We start from the raw sequence: 18,774 nt of genomic DNA, 5'->3' as shown, positions 1-18,774 counted from the left end.
GGCAGGCCGCGTCGGCCGCGATCCGCCCGACGTCCGCGGCCGTGACGCTGTCGTCCGTCGGCCGCTGCGCTGCGCGGCGCGACCCACCGCCGGTTGCGTCGGCGATCGCCGTGGGACGGGAGGCGGTGGGTCGCGGGGGAAGCCGGTGGTGTCGTCCCGCTCGCTTCGGGTTCGGTCGGCGGCGAATGGTCGGATCACCGGCCGGGCGCGACTGGCGGGGGCTCTCCGTCCGGGGTCGGCGAGGCGCCGGCCCGCTCGCGGCGTGGGTGCCGAACTGCTGACGCGACATGCTCTGACCTCCCAGCCGGTCCGTTGCGGGGCGACCTCGCTGGATACACCTCGTCGGGTGTCCTGGAACACGAGCTGGATGTGATCCAGGTCACAGGTGCCCGTCGAGCGCTGGCGTCGTGCGCGGGCCCTTGGCACGCTTCTACAACGTTGTAAGGAATGCGTCGTCCGCTCGAGGAGGCCCCGATGCGCGAATCACCGGCTCGGTCAGCGGCACCCGCCACGCATCCCACGGCCGACGGCGACGTTCCGGTCGAGGCGCTCGGCGACCTCTACCGAGACGGCATCACGGCCTGTCGGGGCGCCTTCGACCCGGCCTGGGTGGACCAGGTCGGCAGGGACGTGGCCGTCGCGTTCGAGGAGGCGCGCTCGCGTCCCGACGGCGCGGTCGGACGCGGCCCGCAGCGGTGGTACGTGGAGATCCATCCGGAGCAGCTGACCGGCTTCGTCGAGCTGGTCACCCATCCGTGGGTGGTGTCGGTCTGCCGGGCGGTCCTCGGCGACGAGTACGAGATCGTCGAGTTGGGCTTCGACACCCCCTTTCCCGGAGCGGCGATGCAGCCCTGGCACCGGGACTTCCCGATGCCCGTGGCGACCCGGCGGCAGCGGCGGCTCACCTCGCTGGCGTTCAACCTGACCACCGTCGACACGGTGGAGGAGATGGGGCCGTTCGAGATCGCCCCGGGCACCCAGTGGGACGACGGGGCCGATTTCGACCACGGAATGTTCCCGCCCCGGGAGCGCTATCCCCGCTACCAGCAGCGGGCGGTGCGCAAGTATCCGCAGCGCGGTGACATCTCGGCCCGGTCGGCGCTTACCGTCCACCGCGGCACCCCTAACGTCTCATCCTCGGCCCGCCCGGTCCTGGTGCTCGGCGTCGACGCGCCCGGCGCGGGAAACGCGGCCCACCACGACATGGCCGTCACCCGGGCGTACTGGGAACGGCTGCCCCCTGCGGTCCGGAAGCATCTGCCCTGCCCGGTGGTGGACCGGCTGGAGCCGATCCGGCAGAAGCACACCATCGAGGGCCTGGTGATGGGCGCCGCGGAGTAGACGCACCGGCGACCCCGGCTCGCGCGCCGGCGGGGCGCGCGGCGTCGCCGGCCTTGACTTCCGACGTCGATCGGAGCGAGGATCCAGTGACATCTATCGATGGCGGGGGTCGTTGATGAGGAACCGGATCGTCTCTCTGGCCGTCGCCGCGCTCGCCGCCGCCTCGGGTGTTCTCGCCGTGGTCGTCCCGGCGTCCGCCGCCAGCGGGTGTGCGGCGCAGCTCCAGGTCGGCTTCCAGTACCCGTCGATGCTGCGCGGCGACCTCAGGGTGCTGAGCGTCGGCCAGCCACTCACGGAGTGGACGTTGACCTTCCCGCTGCGCTACCCGACCGAGCAGGTCAAGAACGTCGACGGTGTGCGCTGGGAACAGCACGGCGGTGAGGTCACGATCCGCAACCTGCCCGGTGTCACGTTGCCGGCCGACGAGCAGCAGTTCTTTCCCTTCGTCATGACGCGCGGGGTCCGGACCGGCCTGCCGCAGAACTTCACGCTCAACGGCGTCACCTGCACGACCGTGCTGCCTCCGCGCCCGCCTCCGTCGACCCCGCCGCCGGTCTCGCCGAGCCCGCGGCCGACCGGGTCACCCAGTCCCGTTCCCGACCCGAACCGGCCGTCCGTCGCGATCATCAGGCCGGAAGACGGTGACCACTTCTTCGCCCCGGCCACCATCAACGCGGAAGCCGTCGCCACGCCCGCGCCCGGCCGGCGGATCACCCGCGTCGAGTTCTTCGGCTGGGGCACCGGGGTGGACCGCACCTCGCTCGGTACCGACACGACCGCGCCATACACCGCCCAGTGGCGTGACCTGCCGGCTGGCTCCTACTACCTGCACGCCCAGGCGTACGACGACCAGGGCGCGACGCGGTGGACCGACGTGAACCCGTCCGTCCGCGTGTTGACACCGGGCGAGGAGCGGCAGGCGCCCTACGTCAGCGTGGTGCGCGACCAACTCTGGGGCATCTCCCCGGTCGTCGACGCGGCAGCCCCCCGACGGCTGACGCCGCTCGTGCGCACCGGTGCGGAGGCCCGCTGCGTGCGGGGGCGCGGCATCTGGGACGGCCCGGTCGACGACGCCGCCGTGGCCAGGCTCGCCGCACGCGGCGTCCAGGCGGTGTACGTCCCGCTCAACGAGGCCTGCTGGCTCGGCCTGTCGTACGTGGACCCCCGCTTCGGCGGCGAGCGGTACCGGCAGGAGATCGTCGCGTACACGCAACGCTTGACGGTCGCCGGCATCACGCCCATCCTCGCTCTCGGCTGGAGCCACGGCCGCTACACCGGGCCGGGGGCGACCTGCCGGGACGAACGTGCCGTCTGCGCCAAGCCGGCACCCGACCTCGAGTACGCCCTCGACTTCTGGCAGAGCGTCGGTCGGACCCTCTACTACGGCGAGACGGTGATGTTCGACCTGTTCTCGGCACCGTACCCGGATCGGGCGATCGCCGACCCGGCCCTCGCCTGGAAGTGCTGGCGTGACGGTGATGTGGCGTGTTCCGCGCTCGGCTATCCGGCGGTCGGCATGCAGCAAATGCTGGTCGCGCTCCGGGTAGGAGGTTCGAGCGGTGTGCTGCTCGCCAGTGGCCTGAACGGCGGCAACGACCTGTCCCGGTGGGCCGAGAACGTGCCGGAGGACATGGTCCACAACGTCGCGGCGGCCTGGCGGCCGGCAGCGCCCGGGGCCTGTCACCCGCCGGCCCTGCCGCAGGCGCCCGTCGTCGTCACGGCGGTCTGCCGTTAGCGCACCGGGCACGGCGCTGCGGCAGCCGGCCGGGCCGGTCCGCCGGGACGGGTGATCGACCGCCTAGACTCGGCGCGGTTCGACCGACCGGCGGATGGATCAGGCAGATGACGAGCAGCGACGACCGCGGCTGGCTGCGGGCGATGCCCGCCAATGGTGGACGCGACGCGCTGTTCGACCGCGCCGGCCACCTGGTGTACGGGACGCGCCGGCTCAGCGAGCTGGTGCAGGGGCGTCCGCCAGGCGTCACGGGCAGTCAGTGGGGTTCGGCCAGTCGAGCGGCGTTCGACCTCGTGGTCTGCGCGACCGACACCGGACGGCCCGTCGTCGCGGTGGCGATCGGCCCGGTCCCGCCCGCCGGGTCGGCGGAGCAGCGCGCCGAGCGCCTCACCGACGCCGTGAGCGCCGCCGTCGGGCTGCCCGTGCTGCGCATCGGGTCACCGACGCTGCGGGCCGCCGAGCACGGCCGGCGCCTCGTCGAGTACGTGCTCGACGCGCGGGCGTACGTGGCGGGTGCCGCCGTGGCGGGCCGTGACGACGAGTCCGCTCCGGTGGGCTTCCGCGACATCCTCGGGCGGCTCCCCGACGGCCGGACCGGCCCGGTGAACGACCTCGGCGCGCTGACCCGCGCGGCGGCGGTGGAGGCGTACGTGGCGGGGCAGCTGGCCGACCCGATCGTGCGCGGGTTGCACGTGCACTGGGCCGAGGGCCCGGCGCAGGGCTGGAGCTGGGTCCAGGTGCGCCCCGACGCGTGCCTCATCGAGCGGGTCTCGGTGACCGCGCAGCGCTTCTCCTGCGGCGTCGACGCGGCCCGGCTGGCCGAGGACCTGGCGACCGTCGCGGTGGGCGAACGGCTGCGCGCCGCGCGGCCCGACGGCCCGGATCTGCTGGCGCGCGCGGACCTCACCACGGAGATCGTGGCGCTGAGCCGACGCCGCGACGAACTGGTGGGCGGTTTCGCGTTCGACCACCTCTGCGCGGACTGACGAACCGCTTTCCCTGCTGAAACCCTGCTCCGCACCCGATCCGCTCGGGGGCGGAGCAATTTTCTGTGCGCCTGTTGAACCTTCCCCGTCGCCGTCCCGTACTCCTGCGCGAACGAAGAGGATCTCCCCAACCGCGTCGACCGGACGCGGGAGACGGTGCGGAAAGGGCATCGTCGGCCATCGACACGTTACCGGGTAGGTCGCGGTGGTCGCCGCCGTGGCGTGCCATCTATCCGTCGGTCCGCCGAGGGCAGGAATCCACTACCGGATCGAGAAGGAGAGCAATTCGATGCGCAGGTCCACTCGGGCGCGCCGGTCACCCGGCATCGCGCGGAGCAAGCGTCTGCTGGCCGTTGTCGGCACGCTCGTGGTCTTCGGCGGAGTAGTCGCCGTTACCCAGATCTCGTCGGCCCAGGACCGGCGGACGAACAAGCCTCGACCGGTCGCCGGCCAGTGCGTGGCGCCGAGCCCGGGCTCGACCGCGCCGAGCGGCGCCTCGACCAGCCGCACCTGGCAGAACGGCCGCTGGGTGCGCAACCACTGGGGTGATGGTCAGGAGTCGGTGGCGGAGTGCGAGGACGGCAAGGACGGCACGGTGGGCACCGGCTCGGCCGTCGCCTGTCCCGATGTGCTTGCCAAGCTGCCGCAGGTGCCGGATCGGGCGCGAGCCGAGGTCGACCGCAATCTCGCGCAGTTGCAGACCCAGATCGCCGAGGCCGATCGCCGGTTGGCCGCCGAGGGCAACAAGGGTGCCGCGTTCATCCGCAATGCGATCCTGCAGCCGCTGGCCGGCAAGCGTAAGGCGGTGCTGGACCGGATCACGACGGCTATCGACCGGGTCGGTCCGCGCCCCCAGGGTTTGGCGCAGCTCGCCGAGTGTCAGGTGCAGCCCACCGGTAACAACAACGGGGGCGGGAACAACAACGGTGGGAACACCGGCGGTGGCAACAACAACGGTGGGAACACCGGTGGCGGAAACAACGGTGGTGGCAACAACGGCGGAAACAATGGCGGCACCGCTCCCGGCGCGGGACTGGGCGTGCTGGCCAACGACTGCGACGAGAGCAAGTTGGAGGCGCACGACGGTTTCCAGAAGGGCAACAGGTGCGTGAGCACCGAGTTCGGTGAGGTCGGCGCCGCCGCCAACAACCCGTCGCTGCTCATCACCCAGTTCCCGCAGCAGGTCGGTCGCAACCAGCCCTTCACCCTGCGCGTCAGCACCCGCAACCTGGTTCGCGACCGCTTCCTCGCGGCCGGTCAGGGTGGGTACTACGTGGAGAGCTCGCTGCTCAACGACCAGGGCCTGGTCCGGGGTCACTTCCACACCGCCTGCCGGATGCTGGACAGCCTGACCGCGCCGCCGGAGCCGCAGGAGGTGCCGGCGTTCTTCGTCGCCACCGAGGACGGTCGCGGTGGCGCCCAGCCGGACGAGGTGACCATCCAGATTCCGGGTCTGCCGGAGTCGGGTACGGCGCAGTGCTCGGTCTGGGCCGGTGACGGTTCGCACCGTCTGCCGATGATGGAGCGGGCGAACCAGACCCCTGCCTTCGACTCGATCCGCATCAACGTGAACTGATTCGAGAGTCGGCCGGTCGGCCGGGGTGCACAGCCCCGGATGGCCGGCCGCGCACACAGTGACGGGGTCCCACCGGAAACGGTGGGACCCCGTCACTGTGTGCCGCGTGTCAGCGACTCTTGTACGCCTCGACGACCTCGACCGGGATCCGGCCACGCTCGGAAATCTTGTAGCCGTTCTTGACGGCCCATTCCCGGATCGCCCGGTTCTGCTCGCGGTCCATTCCGGCGCCGCTCGGTCGCCCCGGCCGCCGAACTGTCCGCGTGTTCTCCACCGGGCCTCGCCCGATCCGCCGACCCGCATTGATGTACGGGTCCAGCGCCTTCCGCAGGACGCCGGCATTCTCGTCTGAGACGTCGATCGTGTAGGCCACGCCGTCGAGACTGAACTCGACCGTCCGGTCGGCCTTCCCGCCGTCGAGGTCGTCGGTCAGCACCGTGATTACTTTTCTCGCCATTGCCGATTACTCCCTGTAGGTGGCGGGATGTGTCCAAAGTCTGACCTATCAACCGGGGAATCCGCAACAATAGGCGTCCCATTCATTCGGCGCGTCGCGATTGCCTGGCGTACAAAACCGGGAACCGCCGCGGAATCGCAGGCCCCGGGGCGGCTTCAATCGGTAAGCAGGCCGGCGTGTCCGGCGATGGCCGCCGCCTCCGCGCGGTTGGAAACCCGCAGCTTGCGCAGCAGCGCGGCGGTCATCCGTTTCACAGTCCGTTCCGAGACGTGCAGTTCCTCGGCGACGTCGACGGTGCTGCGACCGGCGGCGATCGCCCGCAGCAGGCGGCGCTCCTCGGCGTCCAGGTCGACCGACGCGGCGCGGGAGGGGCCCAGCAGGGCCCGCAGCAGCTCCGCGGGCAGCACCGCCCAGCCGTCGAGGATGGCAAGCAACGGGGGCAGCAGCTCCTCCGGTTCGCTGGTCTTCGGCAGGAACCCCTCGGCGCCGGCCCGCAGCGCCTCCAGCGCCGGTGCCGGGTCGGTGGAACCGGACATGGCGACCACCCGTACGCGTGGAGTGGTCCGCCGGATGGCTGCCACCGCGCGGATGCCGCCGGGTGGTGGCATGTGCAGGTCGACAAGCGCCAGGTCGGGGTGGCAGCGGCTGACCATGGCGGCGGCCGCGGCGGCGTCGCCGGTCGAGCCGACCACCTCGGCGCGTCCGTCGGTGGTCACCGGAAGCAGCAGTTCGAGGCCGCGGACGAAGAGGGGGTGGTCGTCCACGACAGCGAGTCTGAGGGTGGGTGCGTCCGGCATGTCTGCGCCGTTCCCCAGCGGGTACCGATCATGCGGTACGCACCGAACGGGGGGAGTCGGATGCATGCGGGCACGCCACGGCTGGCAGGGGTTGTTGCGAGGGTTGCGCCGGACCGGACCGGAGGCGGGGGCCGAACCGCCCTCGGGTGTCGACGCGGACCTGCTGCTGCGCGTGTTGTGCCACGAGTTCCGTACCCCGGTAAGCGCCCTGACCTCGTTGACCCGGGCGTTGGCCGATGAGCGCCGGACGCTTACCGGCGCGGACCGGCGGGCGATCACCGAACTGGCCCGCGACCAGGCCGCCCACCTGCAGGGCCTGCTGCGCGACGCGACCGCCGGCGTCGGTGTGCTGACGCCGACGGCCGCACCGGAGGCCACCGTGCCGTTGGCCGGGATCCTGCGGGAGGTCGCCGCGCTGGTGCCGCCGGGTCGGCGACGGGCTCGCGCCACCCGACGGGCGGGTTCCTGGCCGGTGCCGGCCGGTCGGACCCGGCAGGTGCTGGTGAACCTCGTCGAGAACGCGCTGCGGCACGGGCCGGCCGGCGGGCACGTCGGCGTCTACGCGGCGCTGCGCGGGCCCGGCCTGAGCATCGTGGTCACCGACGAGGGGCGGGTGGACGAGGCGCTGCTGGTGGCGCTACGCCGCGCGGCGCCGGCGGCCGGGATGTCCGGGCTGGGGCTGTGGATCGTACGACACCTGGTGGCAGTGGACGGGGGAGTGCTGCGTGCGCACCGGCTGCGGCCCCGGGGCGTGGCGCTGGAGGTGCTGCTGCCGGTGGTCCACCCGCTGCGCTGACCCGACCGGGACACGGGTTGGCCCGGCCGGGTCAGCGGGATGGGAACCGCCTCGATGCCAGCATTCCGGCACCGAGGAGGTCGAATGTTCAGCCACGTGAAGGACCTGCAGTTCGAAGCCAAGCCGGACGCTCCGGACGCCGCGTTCGCCCGCCGCCTGCAGGAGGTGCTGGGCGGCAAGTGGGGCGAGATGACAGTCGCCAACCAGTACCTGTTCCAGGGGTGGAACTGCCGGCTGCCCGGCAAGTACAAGGACCTGCTGCTCGACGTCGGCACCGAGGAGGTCGGCCACGTCGAGATGATCGTCACGATGATCACCCGCCTGCTGGACAACGCCCCGCTGTCGCTGTCCGAGGCCATCGCGGACAACCCCGGGGGTGGGGCGGTCTATGCCGGGTCGAACCCGGCGCACTTCATCCACGGCGGCGCCGGGGCGCTGCCCGCCGACAGCAACGGGGTGCCGTGGAGTGGGGCGTTCATCACCGCCAGCGGCAACCTGCTGGCCGACTTCCAGCTCAACGTCACCGCCGAGGCGCAGGGCCGTCTGCAGGTCTCCCGGCTGTTCCACATGACCGACGATCCGGGCGTCAAGCAGATGCTGCGCTTCCTGCTGGCCCGCGACACCATGCACCAGAACATGTGGCTGGCCGCCATCGAGCAGCTCAGGGAGGACGGCCTGGAGGACATGCCGGTGCCGGACGCCTTCCCGGACTCCGGGGAGTTCACCGACGAGTTCGGCTACACCTACCTCGGCTTCTCCTCCGGCACGGACGCCGCGCAGGGGCGCTGGGCGTCCGGGCCCGCGCCGAACGGCAAGGGGGAGTTCCGCTACGACGACAACCCGCGCGCCAACGCCCCCGAGCCGATGCTGCCGCCGGGTGACCCGCGGCTGTACGGCACGAACCCGGCCGCGTCGTGAACACGGTCGGGAGCCTGTCGGGTACCCGGGTGAAGCTTGTGGTCTGCACGGTGCTGACCGCGCTCGCCGTCGGCGTCGGGCTGCCCGCCCGGGTCGTGCTCGCCCTGGCGTTGACAAGCCTGGCCATTCCCGTCGCCGTGGCGCTGGCCGGCGGGGGCCGGGCGGTCCGGGACCTGCTGCTGCCGGTCCGTCGGCAAACGTCGAGTAGTGGTCTGGGTCACACCTCGGAACAAGGGGAACGCTTTGTTACTTGAGTGAGACACGCTCAACTCAACGCGATAGCAGGTGTTCGATGGCAACTCTTCCGGTACTTCCCCTGACCGACGCCGTGCTGCTGCCCGGCATGGTGATCCCGGTGACCCTCGACCCGACCACCCAGGCCGCCATCGACGCGGCACGGACGACCGGCGACCGCAAGCTGCTGGCCGTGCCGCGCATCGACGGCGAGTACGGCCCGGTCGGCGTGGTCGCCACCATCGAGAAGGTCGGCCGGCTGCCCGACGGTGAGCCCGCCGCCGTGGTCCGTGGCCTGTCCCGGGCCCGGATCGGCTCCGGCGTGCCCGGCCCCGGCGCTGCCCTCTGGGTCGAGGCGACCGAACTCGACGAACCCGCTCCCGCCGGCAAGGCCCGGGAACTCGCCCGCGAGTACCGCGCCCTGGTGACCTCCGTGCTCCAGCAGCGGGGCGCCTGGCAGGTCATCGACGCGGTGGAGCGGATGACCGACCTGTCCGAGCTGGCCGACTCGGCCGGCTACGCGCCCTGGTTGACGCTGGAGCAGAAGACCGAGCTGCTCGCCGCGCCGGACGTCACCGCCCGGCTGGAGCTGCTGGTCGGCTGGGTGAAGGACCACCTGGCCGAGCAGGAGGTCACCGAGCAGATCAACAGCGACGTCCGCGAGGGCCTGGAGAAGTCGCAGCGGGAGTTCCTGCTGCGCCAGCAGCTCGCCGCGATCCGCAAGGAACTGGGCGAGGACGAGCCGGACGGCTCGGCCGACTACCGCTCCCGGGTGGAGAGCGCCGACCTGCCGGACAAGGTCCGCGAGGCGGCGATGCGCGAGGTCGGCAAGCTGGAGCGGGCCAGTGACGCCTCCCCGGAGGCGGGCTGGATCCGCACCTGGCTGGACACCGTGCTGGAAATGCCGTGGGGTACGCGTACCCAGGACAACACCGACCTGGCCGCGGCCCGGGCGGTGCTCGACGCCGACCACGCCGGCCTGGCCGACGTGAAGGACCGCATCCTGGAGTACCTGGCCGTACGCAACCGCCGGGCCGAGCGCAACCTCGGTGTGGTCGGCGGTCGCGGCTCCGGCGCGGTGCTGGCTCTCGCCGGCCCTCCCGGGGTCGGCAAGACCAGCCTCGGCGAGTCCGTGGCCCGGGCGCTCGGGCGCAACTTCGTCCGGGTGTCGCTCGGCGGGGTCCGCGACGAGGCGGAGATCCGCGGGCACCGGCGCACCTACGTGGGCGCGCTGCCCGGCCGGATCGTGCGCGCGCTGCGCGAGGCGGGCTCGATGAACCCGGTCGTGCTCCTCGACGAGGTGGACAAGCTGGCCGCCGGTTACGCGGGCGACCCGGCCGCCGCCCTGCTGGAGGTGCTCGACCCGGCGCAGAACCACACCTTCCGGGACCACTACCTGGAGGTCGACCTCGACCTGTCTGACGTGCTGTTCCTGGCCACCGCCAACGTGGTGGAGTCCATCCCCGGCCCGCTGCTGGACCGGATGGAGCTGGTCACCCTGGACGGCTACACCGAGGACGAGAAGGTCGCCATCGCCCGTGACCACCTGCTGCCCCGGCAGCGGGAGCGGGCCGGTCTGACCGCCGACGAGGTGGAGATCGCCGACGAGGCGTTGGCGCTGATCGCGGGGGAGTACACCCGGGAGGCCGGTGTCCGGCAGCTCGAACGTGGCCTCGCCAAGATCCTGCGCAAGGTGGCGGTGACGCTGGCGACCGACCCGTCGCCGGTACGCGTCGACACCGACAACCTCACCGGCTACCTGGGGCGGCCGAAGTTCACCCCGGAGTCGGCCGAGCGCACCGCCGTGCCCGGCGTGGCAACCGGCCTCGCCGTCACCGGCGCCGGCGGGGACGTGCTCTTCATCGAGGCGACGAGCATGGAGGGCGAGCCGGGCCTGACCCTGACCGGCCAGCTCGGCGACGTGATGAAGGAGTCGGCGCACATCGCGCTGTCGTACCTGCGCTCCAACGGGCGTCGGCTCGGCATCGACCCGAACGCCCTGGCGGGACGCCGGATCCACCTGCACGTCCCGGCGGGCGCGGTGCCCAAGGACGGTCCCAGCGCCGGCATCACCATGGTGACGGCCCTGGCGTCGCTTGTCACCGGCCGCCCGGTCCGCCCGGAGTTCGGGATGACGGGTGAGGTGACGCTCTCCGGTCGGGTGCTGCCGATCGGTGGGGTGAAGCAGAAGCTGCTCGCCGCGCACCGGGCCGGCCTCAGCGAGGTGATCATCCCGGCGCGCAACGAGCCGGACCTGGACGACCTGCCGACCGAGGTGCGCGAGGCGCTGACCGTGCACACCCTGGCCGACGTGGCCGACGTGCTCGCCCTGGCGCTGCGCCCGGCCGACGTCCAGGCGCTCGACGGACCGGCGCTCTTCACGGTCTGACGTTCTCGAGCCCGATGACCCCCGCCGTCCTGTGACGGCGGGGGTCATCGATGTTCGCGCATGGGGGGCTACTGTCTCGCGGGAACGCTCAATCACCTCTCCGCCGCGAGGCGGTGTCCCCGGAGGTAACCCCCGTGAACCTGGTGCTCTGGATCATCCAGATCCTGCTCGCCGTCGTCTTCGTCGGCGCCGGCCTGGCCAAGCTGACCCAGCCCAAGGAGAAGCTGCGCGACCGGATGGCCTGGGTCGACCCGGTCCCGCCGTCGCAGGTCAAGGCCCTCGGCGCGGTCGAGGTGCTGGCCGCCGTCGGGCTCGTGCTGCCGGCGCTGACCGGCATCGCCACAGTGCTCACGCCGCTGGCCGCCGTCGGGCTGGTCATCGTCATGATCGGCGCCATCCTGGTGCACCTGCGCGACAGGAAGAAGCGCGAAACGGCGGCCGAGCGCCGCATGGAGATCCAGGGCGCGATCACCTGCGCCGTGCTGCTCGTCCTCGCCGCGGTGGTCGCCTGGGGCCGCTTCGGGCCGTACTCCTTCTGAGCTGACGCGCCGGCGACCGTCGTATCCCGGCGGTCGCCGGCGGCGCGCTCAGCGCCCCTCGCCGCCGCGGTCGCGACGCACCGTGGCCTTGCGGCCCTTGATGGTGCTGGAACGCAGCCCGGAGATCACCTCGTCGGCCACCCCCTGCGGCACCTCCACCAGCGAGAAGCGGTCGGCGATCTCGATCGAACCGATGTCCCGGCCGCGGATGCCGGTCTCGCCGGTGATGGCGCCGACCAGGTCCTGCGGGCGGACCCCCGCGCGCCGACCCAGCCCGACGAAGACCTGGACGGTGTTGCCGCCACCCGAACGGGGCCGACCCCCGCCTCTCCGGTCGCCGCCCCGGCCACCGGCCTCCGGCCGACCCTCGCGCGGGCCGCGCACCGGCGCCTGCGGGATCTCCTCCTCGTCGTCCGAGCCCGGCGACGTCACCTCGTGCGCCAGCTTCACCGCGGCGAGCGCGACCTCCATCAGGTCGAACTCGTCGGTGAGCGTCTCCACGATCACCCGGAACGGGTCGAGGTCGTCCTCCAGCAGGCTCTCCCGCAGCGCCGCCTGCGTGAGCTCCAGCCGGCGGGTCCGCATGTCGGCCACGGTGGGGATCTTGTCGATGGTGATCCGCTGGCCGGTGACCCGCTCGATCGTCTTGAGCATCCGGTGCTCGCGCGGCTCGGCGAGGGTGATCGCCACGCCCTCCCGGCCGGCCCGGCCCACCCGGCCGATCCGGTGCACGTACGACTCAGGCGCCGACGGCACGTCGTAGTTGACCACGTGGGTGAGCTGCTCGACGTCGAGCCCACGGGCCGCCACGTCGGTGGCCACCAGCAGGTCGGCGGTGCCCGCCCGCAGCCGGCCCATCACCCGGTCGCGCTGCTCCTGGCTCATGCCGCCGTGCAGCGCCTCGGAGCGGTAGCCCCGGCCGTTCATCGTCTCGGTCAGCCGGTCCACCTCCTCACGGCTGCGGCAGAACACGATCGCCGCCGTGGGCGACTCCACGTCGAGGACCCGGCCCAGCGCGGCCGGCTTGTGCGCGCGCGTCACGATGTACGCGCTCTGCCGCACCCGGGGCGCCTCGCCCGCGACCGTCTGCTCCCGGCCGATCTCGATCCGGACCGGCTCGCGCAGGTGCTGGCGGGCCATCCCGTCGATGCGCGACGGCATGGTCGCCGAGAAGAGCACCGTCTGACGCTCTGCGGGAGCGTGCTCCAGGATCGCCTCGATGTCCTCGGCGAAGCCCATGTCGAGCATCTCGTCGGCCTCGTCGAGCACCACCGTGGCCAGGCCACCGAGGCGCAGGGTGCCACGGGCGATGTGGTCGAGGGCCCGCCCGGGGGTGGCCACCACCACGTCGACCCCGCTGTCCAGCGCCCGCAACTGCCGCCCGATCGGCTGCCCACCGTAGATCGGCAGCACCCGCGCGCCCAGGTCCTTGCCGTAGCGGTGGAACGCCTCGGACACCTGCACCGCCAGCTCCCGCGTCGGCACCAGCACCAGCGCCACCGGGTCTCCGCCGTCGCGGTGCGCCGACATCCGGTTCAGCAGTGGCAGCGCGAACGCCGCCGTCTTGCCGGTGCCGGTGGCCGCCTGACCCAGCAGGTCCCGGCCGTCGAGCAGCGGCGGGATGGCCTCCCTCTGGATCGGGGTCGGCTCCTCGTAGCCGAGGGCGGACAGCGCGCCCAGCAGCTCGGGACGCAGCCCGAGCTCGGTGAAGGCGTACACCTCTTCGGCGTCGGCGGGGGCGGCGTCGATCGGTGCGTCGGTCGGTGCGTCGTGCTGTGCAGGTGCGGAACTCATGGGTCAAGCCTTTCATCACGCCGTCGGGGCCGCTGCGCCGACCGGCACAAGAGCGCCCCCGGCCGCCCCGGATCTTGGCGGCGGGCGGCTCGGCGGGTCAGGTGGTGGTCAGGATCGCCAGGATCATCATTCCGCCGAGAGCGGTGTCGAGCACGCCGCAGAACTCGGCGTACCCGCGCGGCACCACCCGGCCGGTGCGGTGGTTGACCAGGTCCCACCCGGCGTGCACAAGCCACCCGAACGCCACCAGCCACGCGGCCGTCCGCCCGCCGGCCGCGACCGCGACAAGCGTCACGGTCACCCAGGCGACCAGGCCGACGAGCTGGGTGGCGAGCACGCCCGGCCCGCGCAGCGTCCGCCGGGCCACGCCGATCAGCAGGTACCCGCCGGGCAGCACCAGCATCGTCCACGGGCTGAGCACCATCGGGTCGACCCACAGGTCCGCGGTCAGCAGCAGCGCGAGTCCGGCCGGCCAGCGGCGGGCGAGCGCCACCACTGCCGGGTGTCGGCGTATCACCACCGGTGGTTCGTGCCGGTGGCGCAGCACCACAAGCACCATGGCCGGCACCATCAGCAGATGACCGCCGAGCAGCACGGCGTCGCCGTCCAGCAGCCCGGCCCAGAACGGTACGAGCAGCAGCAGGAACGGGACGTACATCGCGGCGGCCATCTCGCCGACCCCGCGCCAGTGGTGCGCCCGGTAGCGCATCCACACAGTCATCCCGACTGTCATGTTCGTGGCCATCACCAGGGCGGCCACCTCCGGCCGGGCCAGTGCGCCGGCAACGCCCAGGGCCGTGCCGGCCATCTCCCAGAGCGGCCCGAGCAGCACCATCCCGGCGACCATCGCCAGCGCCATCTCGGCCAGGTGCCACAGCAGCCGCCGGATGCCGTGGGAGGGCGCCGCGTCGGAGGGTGCCGACTGCGCGGTGGGCAGCGACCCGGGCTGCCGTACGGGGGTAGGGCTGTCCGCGTACATCTGTGTTTTCTCCATGCCGTTGACCCTGCCGGCGTTCCGGCGCGAGGGGCAGGAGCGTCCGTCACGGGAAAGCTGTGCGGCGCGCATGGTCCGACCGTGACAACTCGCAGGGGTGGGTCGTGCGCCGGCCGGTCCTAGGATCGACGCGTGGCGAGCGAGACGGTGATTCCCCGGGCGGACCGCCGGCTGCACCGTGCTCGCCAGGCGACGCTGCTGTCGCTGGCCACCGGTGTGTGGGCGAGTGTGCTGCTGCCCGCGATCGGCCTGACCCGGGAGCCGGACCGCAACCGCGTCGTGCTCGGCGCGGTCGGCATCCTCGCGTTCGCGGTCGCCCAGACCGCCATGCTGTACGCGGCTGTCACCCCGTGGCTCGCGTCTCGGTGGCGACGCCGCGCCCAACTCGGTCTGATCGTCGTGGCGGCGCTGACCGTGCCGCTTGTCGCCCCCGTCGCGACCGGTGTCTGGCCCACCTGGGCCTGGATCGGCGCCGCCCTGGTGGGGATGGCGCCGCTGCTGGTCCGCCTCCCGGGCGCGCTTGCGGTCACCGCCGGCACCCTGCTCGTCTCGGCGGCCGTGGCCTGGTGGACCGGCGGCTCCGTCGGCCGGAACCTGGCCGTGACGGGCGGGATCGGGGTGGGCGTGGCGGCGGTCAACTGGTTCCAGGTCTGGTTCTGGAGTCTGCTCGTGGAGGCCCGGCAGGGCCAGGCCGCCCAGGCCCGACTGGCAGCCGCCGAGGAACGGCTGCGCTTCGCCCGTGACGTGCACGACGTGCTGGGGCACCACCTCACAGTGATCGCGTTGAAGGCCGAACTCGCCGCCCGACTGGCGCCTGTCGACCCGGAACGGGCCGGCCGGGAGGCCGCCGAGGCGCAGCGACTCGCCGCGTCGGCGTTGGCCGAGGTCCGCGAGACCGTGCACGGGTACCGTGCAGTCGACCTCGGTGAGCAGTTGGCCGCCGTCGCGGGGGTGCTGCGGTCCTGCGGCGTGCGCTGCACGGTGCAGTCGTCACCTGTCGACCTGCCGCAGTCGGCCGCCACCGAACTGGCGGCGGTGCTTCGCGAGGCCGGCACCAACGTGCTGCGGCACAGTCAGGCCCAATGGTGTCGCATCGACATCGACCGGGAGGACAGTGTGGTCAGGATGACTGTCGCCAACGACGGCGCCGATGATCGGGGACCGGACGAGCACAGCCACGGCCTGCGCGGCATCGCCGACCGGATCGCCGCGGTCGGGGGCGAGTTGCGGGTTCGCCGCGAGGACGCGGTGTTCACCCTCGACATCACCGTCCCGGCGCCGTCGTGATCCGCGTCCTGCTCGCCGACGACGAGGACCTGATCCGCGTCGCGGTCGCCGCGCTGCTCAGCCTGGAACCGGACATCGACGTCGTGGCCCAGGCCGCCGACGGGCCGACGGCTGTCACCGCGACGCTCGCGCACCGCCCGGACGTGGCAGTGGTGGACCTGGAGATGCCCGGACTGGACGGCCTTGCGGTGGCCGCCGAACTGGCCCGCGTCCGACCCGAGTGTGCGGTGGTGGTCCTCACCGGGCACGGCCGGCCGGGTCACCTGCGGCAGGCGCTGACCGCCGGCGCGCGAGGCTTCCTGCGCAAGGGCGCGCCAGGCGGCGCGCTCGCCGACGTGATCCGGCGGGTGCACGCCGGCGGCCGGTACGTGGACCCGTCGCTGGCTGCTGACGCGCTGACCCTGCCGCCGTGCCCGCTGACCCCGCGGGAACTGGAGACGCTGCGGCTGGCCGAGTTCGGCGCACCGGTCGCGGTGATCGCCCGCCGTGTGCACCTGTCGACCGGCACCGTCCGCAACCACCTGTCCGCGGCGGTGCAGAAGCTCGGCGCGGCCGACCGGGCCGAGGCGGTGCGTACCGCCCGGGACAGCGGCTGGCTCTGACCCTTCGGCTGTCCTTTGCACTGCCCGGCTATCGGGATCGCGCCCAGGCGACGAACCGGTCGTCGAGGTCGGCCGCCGTCGTGCCGTGGCACTGCTCGGCGGCCTCGTCCCGCAGGGCCATCAGGTAGTCCACCAGGGCTGCCCGTTTCTCGCGGTACTCACCGAGGAGACTCAACTTCGCCGCCGAGCACGGCCAGGCGACCCCGCACGACTGGCAACGCCAGGTGGGACGGGTCGCCAGGTGGGGAAGGCGTCGACCCCTCACGCGACACCTCCGTTCCGCGGACGAACCGTGCGCTCGTCTTCGCCGTTCAGGCGCAGGACGTCAGCGGCCCTGATCGGGCGGGCGCTCGCCGCGGGGCATTCCGGCACGGCTTTCTTCCTGTCGCTCGTTGGGAGGGGCCGCCCCTGAGTGCTCGCCCGCGAGGCGGCCCCGGCACGAACGCGTCCGCCGGGTCTCGGGTCCCTGCCGGCCGCGCCGTCTACGACTAGCCTGCCGGCTGTTGCGATGCAACTACACTCCGTTGCACTATGGCGTTTGGACGTTCGGGATATCCGGGGAGGACAGAGGATGAATCACGCCGTTGTGGAGGCCATGACCCAGTGCGGTGAGACCGCCGACTCTCTCGCAGCTCAGACCGGGGTCGATCCGAAGACGGCCGCGCGGTGGGCAAACCCGGGACGGATTCCGCAGACCCGACATCGTTCCCAGGTCGCCGCGATCCTCGGCCGAGAGGTGGTCGACCTGTGGCCGGACGTCCTGAAGCGCCGCGAGCCGGTGTGGTTCCGGCCATGGGCTGACATTGAACGCGAGGCGGTCGCGCTGCGGTGGTACGAACTGGCCTGGGTGCCCGGCCTGCTGCAGACCGAGGCATACGCGCGGGCCACACTGGCCGGTGAGTTGCTGTCCTCCAACGACCTTGACCATCTCGTCCAGGGACGTATGGTGCGGCAGTCGGTCCTCCACCGCGACCAGCCACCGCTACTGATCGCCGTTCTGGACGAGTCGGTGCTGCGACGGTCGGCCTACGGCGACCGGTCTCTCATGCGCGAGCAGTGCGAGCATCTCGCTAGATGTGCGCAACTCCCGTCGGTGCAGGTCTACGTCGTGCCGGCAACCGTTGGCATGTATCCGGGTCTGGGTGGGCCGTTCATCATCGCCGAATTGGAGGGCGGCGGTCGTGTTGCCCATGTTGACGGGCAGGCACAGGCGCAGATAACCGAGCAGCAGGGGGAAATTGCTACCCTTGACCGACGATGGGAACGCATCCGCGGGGAGGCTCTCTCCCGTGGACAGTCCCTAGACCTGCTCAGGGAAGCGGCATCATCATGGACCTGACCGGCGCGCAGTGGCGTAAGAGTACGAAGAGCGGCAACAACGGCGGGGCGTGCGTGGAGGTCGCCGACAACCTGCCCGGCGTCGTCCTGGTTCGGGACACGAAGGACCGTGACGGCGGGACGCTTACCTTCGCGCCGCGGGCGTGGCGAGACTTCGTCGGCTTCGCGCGAGCCCAGCACTAGACGAGCAATTCCTAACCCTGGCTGGGGCGATGGGCGCAGTCGACGACCGGAGGTGACCGTCGGTCACCTCCGTGGCGGCGGATGTGGTCGTGAGCGGTATACCTCAGAGTCATATTCATACCTCTGAGGTATATGGCTCAACAGCACATCGACCCGGCGGGCAGCCGCAGCGGACGGCCAGCGCCCTCAGCGGCTCTCCGACCGCGCTCCAAAAGCCGTAGGGCCGGCGGCTGCGCGGGCGGCCCGTTCGATCTGTGCGCGTCGGGCTTCGCCGATGGCCGGGTCACGCTGAGCGTTGAGATCCCAGGCCGCTATCCCTGTCGAGCCGTCGAGCTGTTCGCGCAGGATGTCGGCGTGTCCGGCGTGCCGGCTCGTCTCGGTGAGGATGTGCACCATGATGGCGAACAACGTGACCTGTGGGCGCGGCCACCAGGGCACGTGGCCGGTCGCATCGAGGGGCAGTGCGTCGATCGTCGCGTCCGAGTGGGCCCATACGCGGCGGTAGTGGTCGATGATCTCCTCGCGGGTCTCGTGCTCGGTGGCCCACATGTCGTGGTCGTTCGCGTCGGTGTCGTCCCAGCGGGCCAGTGGTTCAGGAAACGGTCGCCCGAAGACTTCGCCGAAGTACCGGGCCTCCCACACCGCGAGGTGTTTGACCAGGCCGAGAAGGTTGGTGCCGGTAGAGGTCAGGGGGCGGCGGATGTCGTACTCATTGAGCCCTTCGAGTTTCCAGAGGACCGCCTCGCGCACATCCCGCAGATCGCTGTGCAGGTACGTCTTCGCGAAGTCGTCGATCACGGATCGTGAG

19 protein-coding genes are annotated in these 18,774 nt (G+C 72.0%); 13 read left to right on the top strand and 6 right to left on the bottom strand.

Annotated features, from left to right (window positions below):
- Window positions 1–474: 474 nt before the first annotated feature.
- From ACLQ26_RS31450 to ACLQ26_RS31435, 4 genes are all read left to right on the top strand, one after another.
- Window positions 475–1,341: a phytanoyl-CoA dioxygenase family protein gene (locus ACLQ26_RS31450; RefSeq protein WP_425747996.1), complete on the top strand. Its 867-nt coding sequence runs from the start codon at window positions 475–477 to the stop codon at window positions 1,339–1,341.
- 115 nt (window positions 1,342–1,456) lie between these two features.
- Window positions 1,457–3,076, top strand: a complete 1,620-nt coding sequence (locus tag ACLQ26_RS31445) for an Ig-like domain-containing protein (protein WP_425747995.1) — start codon at window positions 1,457–1,459, stop codon at window positions 3,074–3,076.
- 107 nt (window positions 3,077–3,183) lie between these two features.
- Window positions 3,184–4,062, top strand: a complete 879-nt coding sequence (locus ACLQ26_RS31440) for a hypothetical protein (protein WP_425747993.1) — start codon at window positions 3,184–3,186, stop codon at window positions 4,060–4,062.
- 289 nt (window positions 4,063–4,351) lie between these two features.
- Window positions 4,352–5,638, top strand: coding sequence for a hypothetical protein (locus ACLQ26_RS31435; protein ID WP_425747992.1), 1,287 nt, complete (start codon window positions 4,352–4,354; stop codon window positions 5,636–5,638).
- Window positions 5,639–5,747: 109 nt separating this feature from the next.
- On the opposite strand, the gene ACLQ26_RS31430 is transcribed toward ACLQ26_RS31435, so the two are convergent.
- Together ACLQ26_RS31430 and ACLQ26_RS31425 are read right to left on the bottom strand one after the other, a co-directional pair.
- A complete protein-coding gene (locus ACLQ26_RS31430) occupies window positions 5,748–6,095 on the bottom strand; it encodes a histone-like nucleoid-structuring protein Lsr2 (RefSeq protein ID WP_363688052.1) in 348 nt (115 codons plus the stop codon).
- 155 nt (window positions 6,096–6,250) lie between these two features.
- Window positions 6,251–6,859 carry a response regulator gene (locus tag ACLQ26_RS31425; protein WP_425747991.1) on the bottom strand — a complete coding sequence of 203 codons (609 nt, stop codon included), beginning with the start codon at window positions 6,857–6,859 and terminating at the stop codon, window positions 6,251–6,253.
- 97 nt (window positions 6,860–6,956) lie between these two features.
- Here ACLQ26_RS31425 and ACLQ26_RS31420 point away from each other — a divergent pair, with 97 nt between their 5' ends.
- From ACLQ26_RS31420 to ACLQ26_RS31400, 5 genes are all read left to right on the top strand, one after another.
- A complete protein-coding gene (locus ACLQ26_RS31420) occupies window positions 6,957–7,688 on the top strand; it encodes a sensor histidine kinase (protein WP_425747990.1) in 732 nt (243 codons plus the stop codon).
- A gap of 84 nt (window positions 7,689–7,772) precedes the next feature.
- Complete coding sequence (locus ACLQ26_RS31415) at window positions 7,773–8,606, top strand: manganese catalase family protein (protein ID WP_425747989.1); 834 nt, start codon at window positions 7,773–7,775, stop codon at window positions 8,604–8,606.
- 29 nt (window positions 8,607–8,635) lie between these two features.
- Window positions 8,636–8,860, top strand: coding sequence for a hypothetical protein (locus tag ACLQ26_RS31410; protein ID WP_425747988.1), 225 nt, complete (start codon window positions 8,636–8,638; stop codon window positions 8,858–8,860).
- A gap of 38 nt (window positions 8,861–8,898) precedes the next feature.
- The gene (lon, locus tag ACLQ26_RS31405) at window positions 8,899–11,229 is read left to right on the top strand and encodes an endopeptidase La (RefSeq protein WP_425747987.1); all 2,331 of its coding nucleotides are present in this window, start codon (window positions 8,899–8,901) and stop codon (window positions 11,227–11,229) included.
- Between the two features lie 134 nt (window positions 11,230–11,363).
- The gene (locus tag ACLQ26_RS31400; protein WP_425747986.1) at window positions 11,364–11,768 is read left to right on the top strand and encodes a DoxX family protein; all 405 of its coding nucleotides are present in this window, start codon (window positions 11,364–11,366) and stop codon (window positions 11,766–11,768) included.
- 48 nt (window positions 11,769–11,816) lie between these two features.
- Here the strand turns inward: ACLQ26_RS31400 and ACLQ26_RS31395 are convergent, their stop codons facing one another.
- Both ACLQ26_RS31395 and ACLQ26_RS31390 read right to left on the bottom strand, forming a co-directional pair.
- Window positions 11,817–13,562, bottom strand: coding sequence for a DEAD/DEAH box helicase (locus ACLQ26_RS31395; protein ID WP_393292215.1), 1,746 nt, complete (start codon window positions 13,560–13,562; stop codon window positions 11,817–11,819).
- Window positions 13,563–13,659: 97 nt separating this feature from the next.
- Window positions 13,660–14,556 carry a hypothetical protein gene (locus ACLQ26_RS31390; protein WP_425747985.1) on the bottom strand — a complete coding sequence of 299 codons (897 nt, stop codon included), beginning with the start codon at window positions 14,554–14,556 and terminating at the stop codon, window positions 13,660–13,662.
- A gap of 132 nt (window positions 14,557–14,688) precedes the next feature.
- On the opposite strand from ACLQ26_RS31390, the gene ACLQ26_RS31385 reads away from it, so the two are divergent.
- Together ACLQ26_RS31385 and ACLQ26_RS31380 are read left to right on the top strand one after the other, a co-directional pair.
- Window positions 14,689–15,843, top strand: coding sequence for a histidine kinase (locus ACLQ26_RS31385; RefSeq protein ID WP_425747984.1), 1,155 nt, complete (start codon window positions 14,689–14,691; stop codon window positions 15,841–15,843).
- A complete protein-coding gene (locus ACLQ26_RS31380; protein ID WP_425747982.1) occupies window positions 15,840–16,445 on the top strand; it encodes a response regulator transcription factor in 606 nt (201 codons plus the stop codon). The genes ACLQ26_RS31385 and ACLQ26_RS31380 overlap by 4 nt, the downstream gene beginning before the upstream one ends.
- Window positions 16,446–16,473: 28 nt before the next feature.
- Here ACLQ26_RS31380 and ACLQ26_RS31375 read toward each other — a convergent pair whose 3' ends face one another.
- On the bottom strand, window positions 16,474–16,710 hold the full coding sequence (locus ACLQ26_RS31375; RefSeq protein WP_425747981.1) for a flavin reductase: 237 nt from the start codon (window positions 16,708–16,710) through the stop codon (window positions 16,474–16,476).
- A 306-nt stretch (window positions 16,711–17,016) separates the two neighbouring features.
- On the opposite strand from ACLQ26_RS31375, the gene ACLQ26_RS31370 reads away from it, so the two are divergent.
- Both ACLQ26_RS31370 and ACLQ26_RS31365 read left to right on the top strand, forming a co-directional pair.
- Window positions 17,017–17,784: a DUF5753 domain-containing protein gene (locus ACLQ26_RS31370; RefSeq protein ID WP_425747980.1), complete on the top strand. Its 768-nt coding sequence runs from the start codon at window positions 17,017–17,019 to the stop codon at window positions 17,782–17,784.
- On the top strand, window positions 17,775–17,966 hold the full coding sequence (locus ACLQ26_RS31365; protein WP_425747979.1) for a DUF397 domain-containing protein: 192 nt from the start codon (window positions 17,775–17,777) through the stop codon (window positions 17,964–17,966). The genes ACLQ26_RS31370 and ACLQ26_RS31365 overlap by 10 nt, the downstream gene beginning before the upstream one ends.
- 186 nt (window positions 17,967–18,152) lie before the next feature.
- Here the strand turns inward: ACLQ26_RS31365 and ACLQ26_RS31360 are convergent, their stop codons facing one another.
- Entirely contained in the window at window positions 18,153–18,764 is a 612-nt protein-coding gene (locus tag ACLQ26_RS31360; RefSeq protein ID WP_425747978.1) for a DinB family protein, read from the bottom strand.
- Window positions 18,765–18,774: the final 10 nt, after the last annotated feature.

The sequence above is a fragment of the Micromonospora sp. DT43 genome, assembly GCF_049841645.1.
Taxonomy (GTDB): Bacteria; Actinomycetota; Actinomycetes; order Mycobacteriales; family Micromonosporaceae; genus Micromonospora.
Note: the sequence above shows the minus strand (reverse complement) of the source record. Positions and strands in the feature narration are given on the sequence as shown.

Bases quoted from the DNA above. Each gene is read 5' to 3' on its own strand.
- ACLQ26_RS31450 (WP_425747996.1), top strand. From the start codon at position 475: ATGCGCGAATCACCGGCTCGGTCAGCGGCACCCGCCACGCATCCCACG.
- ACLQ26_RS31445 (WP_425747995.1), top strand. From the start codon at position 1,457: ATGAGGAACCGGATCGTCTCTCTGGCCGTCGCCGCGCTCGCCGCCGCC.
- ACLQ26_RS31440 (WP_425747993.1), top strand. From the start codon at position 3,184: ATGACGAGCAGCGACGACCGCGGCTGGCTGCGGGCGATGCCCGCCAAT.
- ACLQ26_RS31435 (WP_425747992.1), top strand. From the start codon at position 4,352: ATGCGCAGGTCCACTCGGGCGCGCCGGTCACCCGGCATCGCGCGGAGC.
- ACLQ26_RS31430 (WP_363688052.1), bottom strand. From the start codon at position 6,095: ATGGCGAGAAAAGTAATCACGGTGCTGACCGACGACCTCGACGGCGGG.
- ACLQ26_RS31420 (WP_425747990.1), top strand. From the start codon at position 6,957: ATGCGGGCACGCCACGGCTGGCAGGGGTTGTTGCGAGGGTTGCGCCGG.
- ACLQ26_RS31415 (WP_425747989.1), top strand. From the start codon at position 7,773: ATGTTCAGCCACGTGAAGGACCTGCAGTTCGAAGCCAAGCCGGACGCT.
- lon (WP_425747987.1), top strand. From the start codon at position 8,899: ATGGCAACTCTTCCGGTACTTCCCCTGACCGACGCCGTGCTGCTGCCC.
- ACLQ26_RS31395 (WP_393292215.1), bottom strand. From the start codon at position 13,562: ATGAGTTCCGCACCTGCACAGCACGACGCACCGACCGACGCACCGATC.
- ACLQ26_RS31390 (WP_425747985.1), bottom strand. From the start codon at position 14,556: ATGGAGAAAACACAGATGTACGCGGACAGCCCTACCCCCGTACGGCAG.
- ACLQ26_RS31370 (WP_425747980.1), top strand. From the start codon at position 17,017: ATGAATCACGCCGTTGTGGAGGCCATGACCCAGTGCGGTGAGACCGCC.
- ACLQ26_RS31365 (WP_425747979.1), top strand. From the start codon at position 17,775: ATGGACCTGACCGGCGCGCAGTGGCGTAAGAGTACGAAGAGCGGCAAC.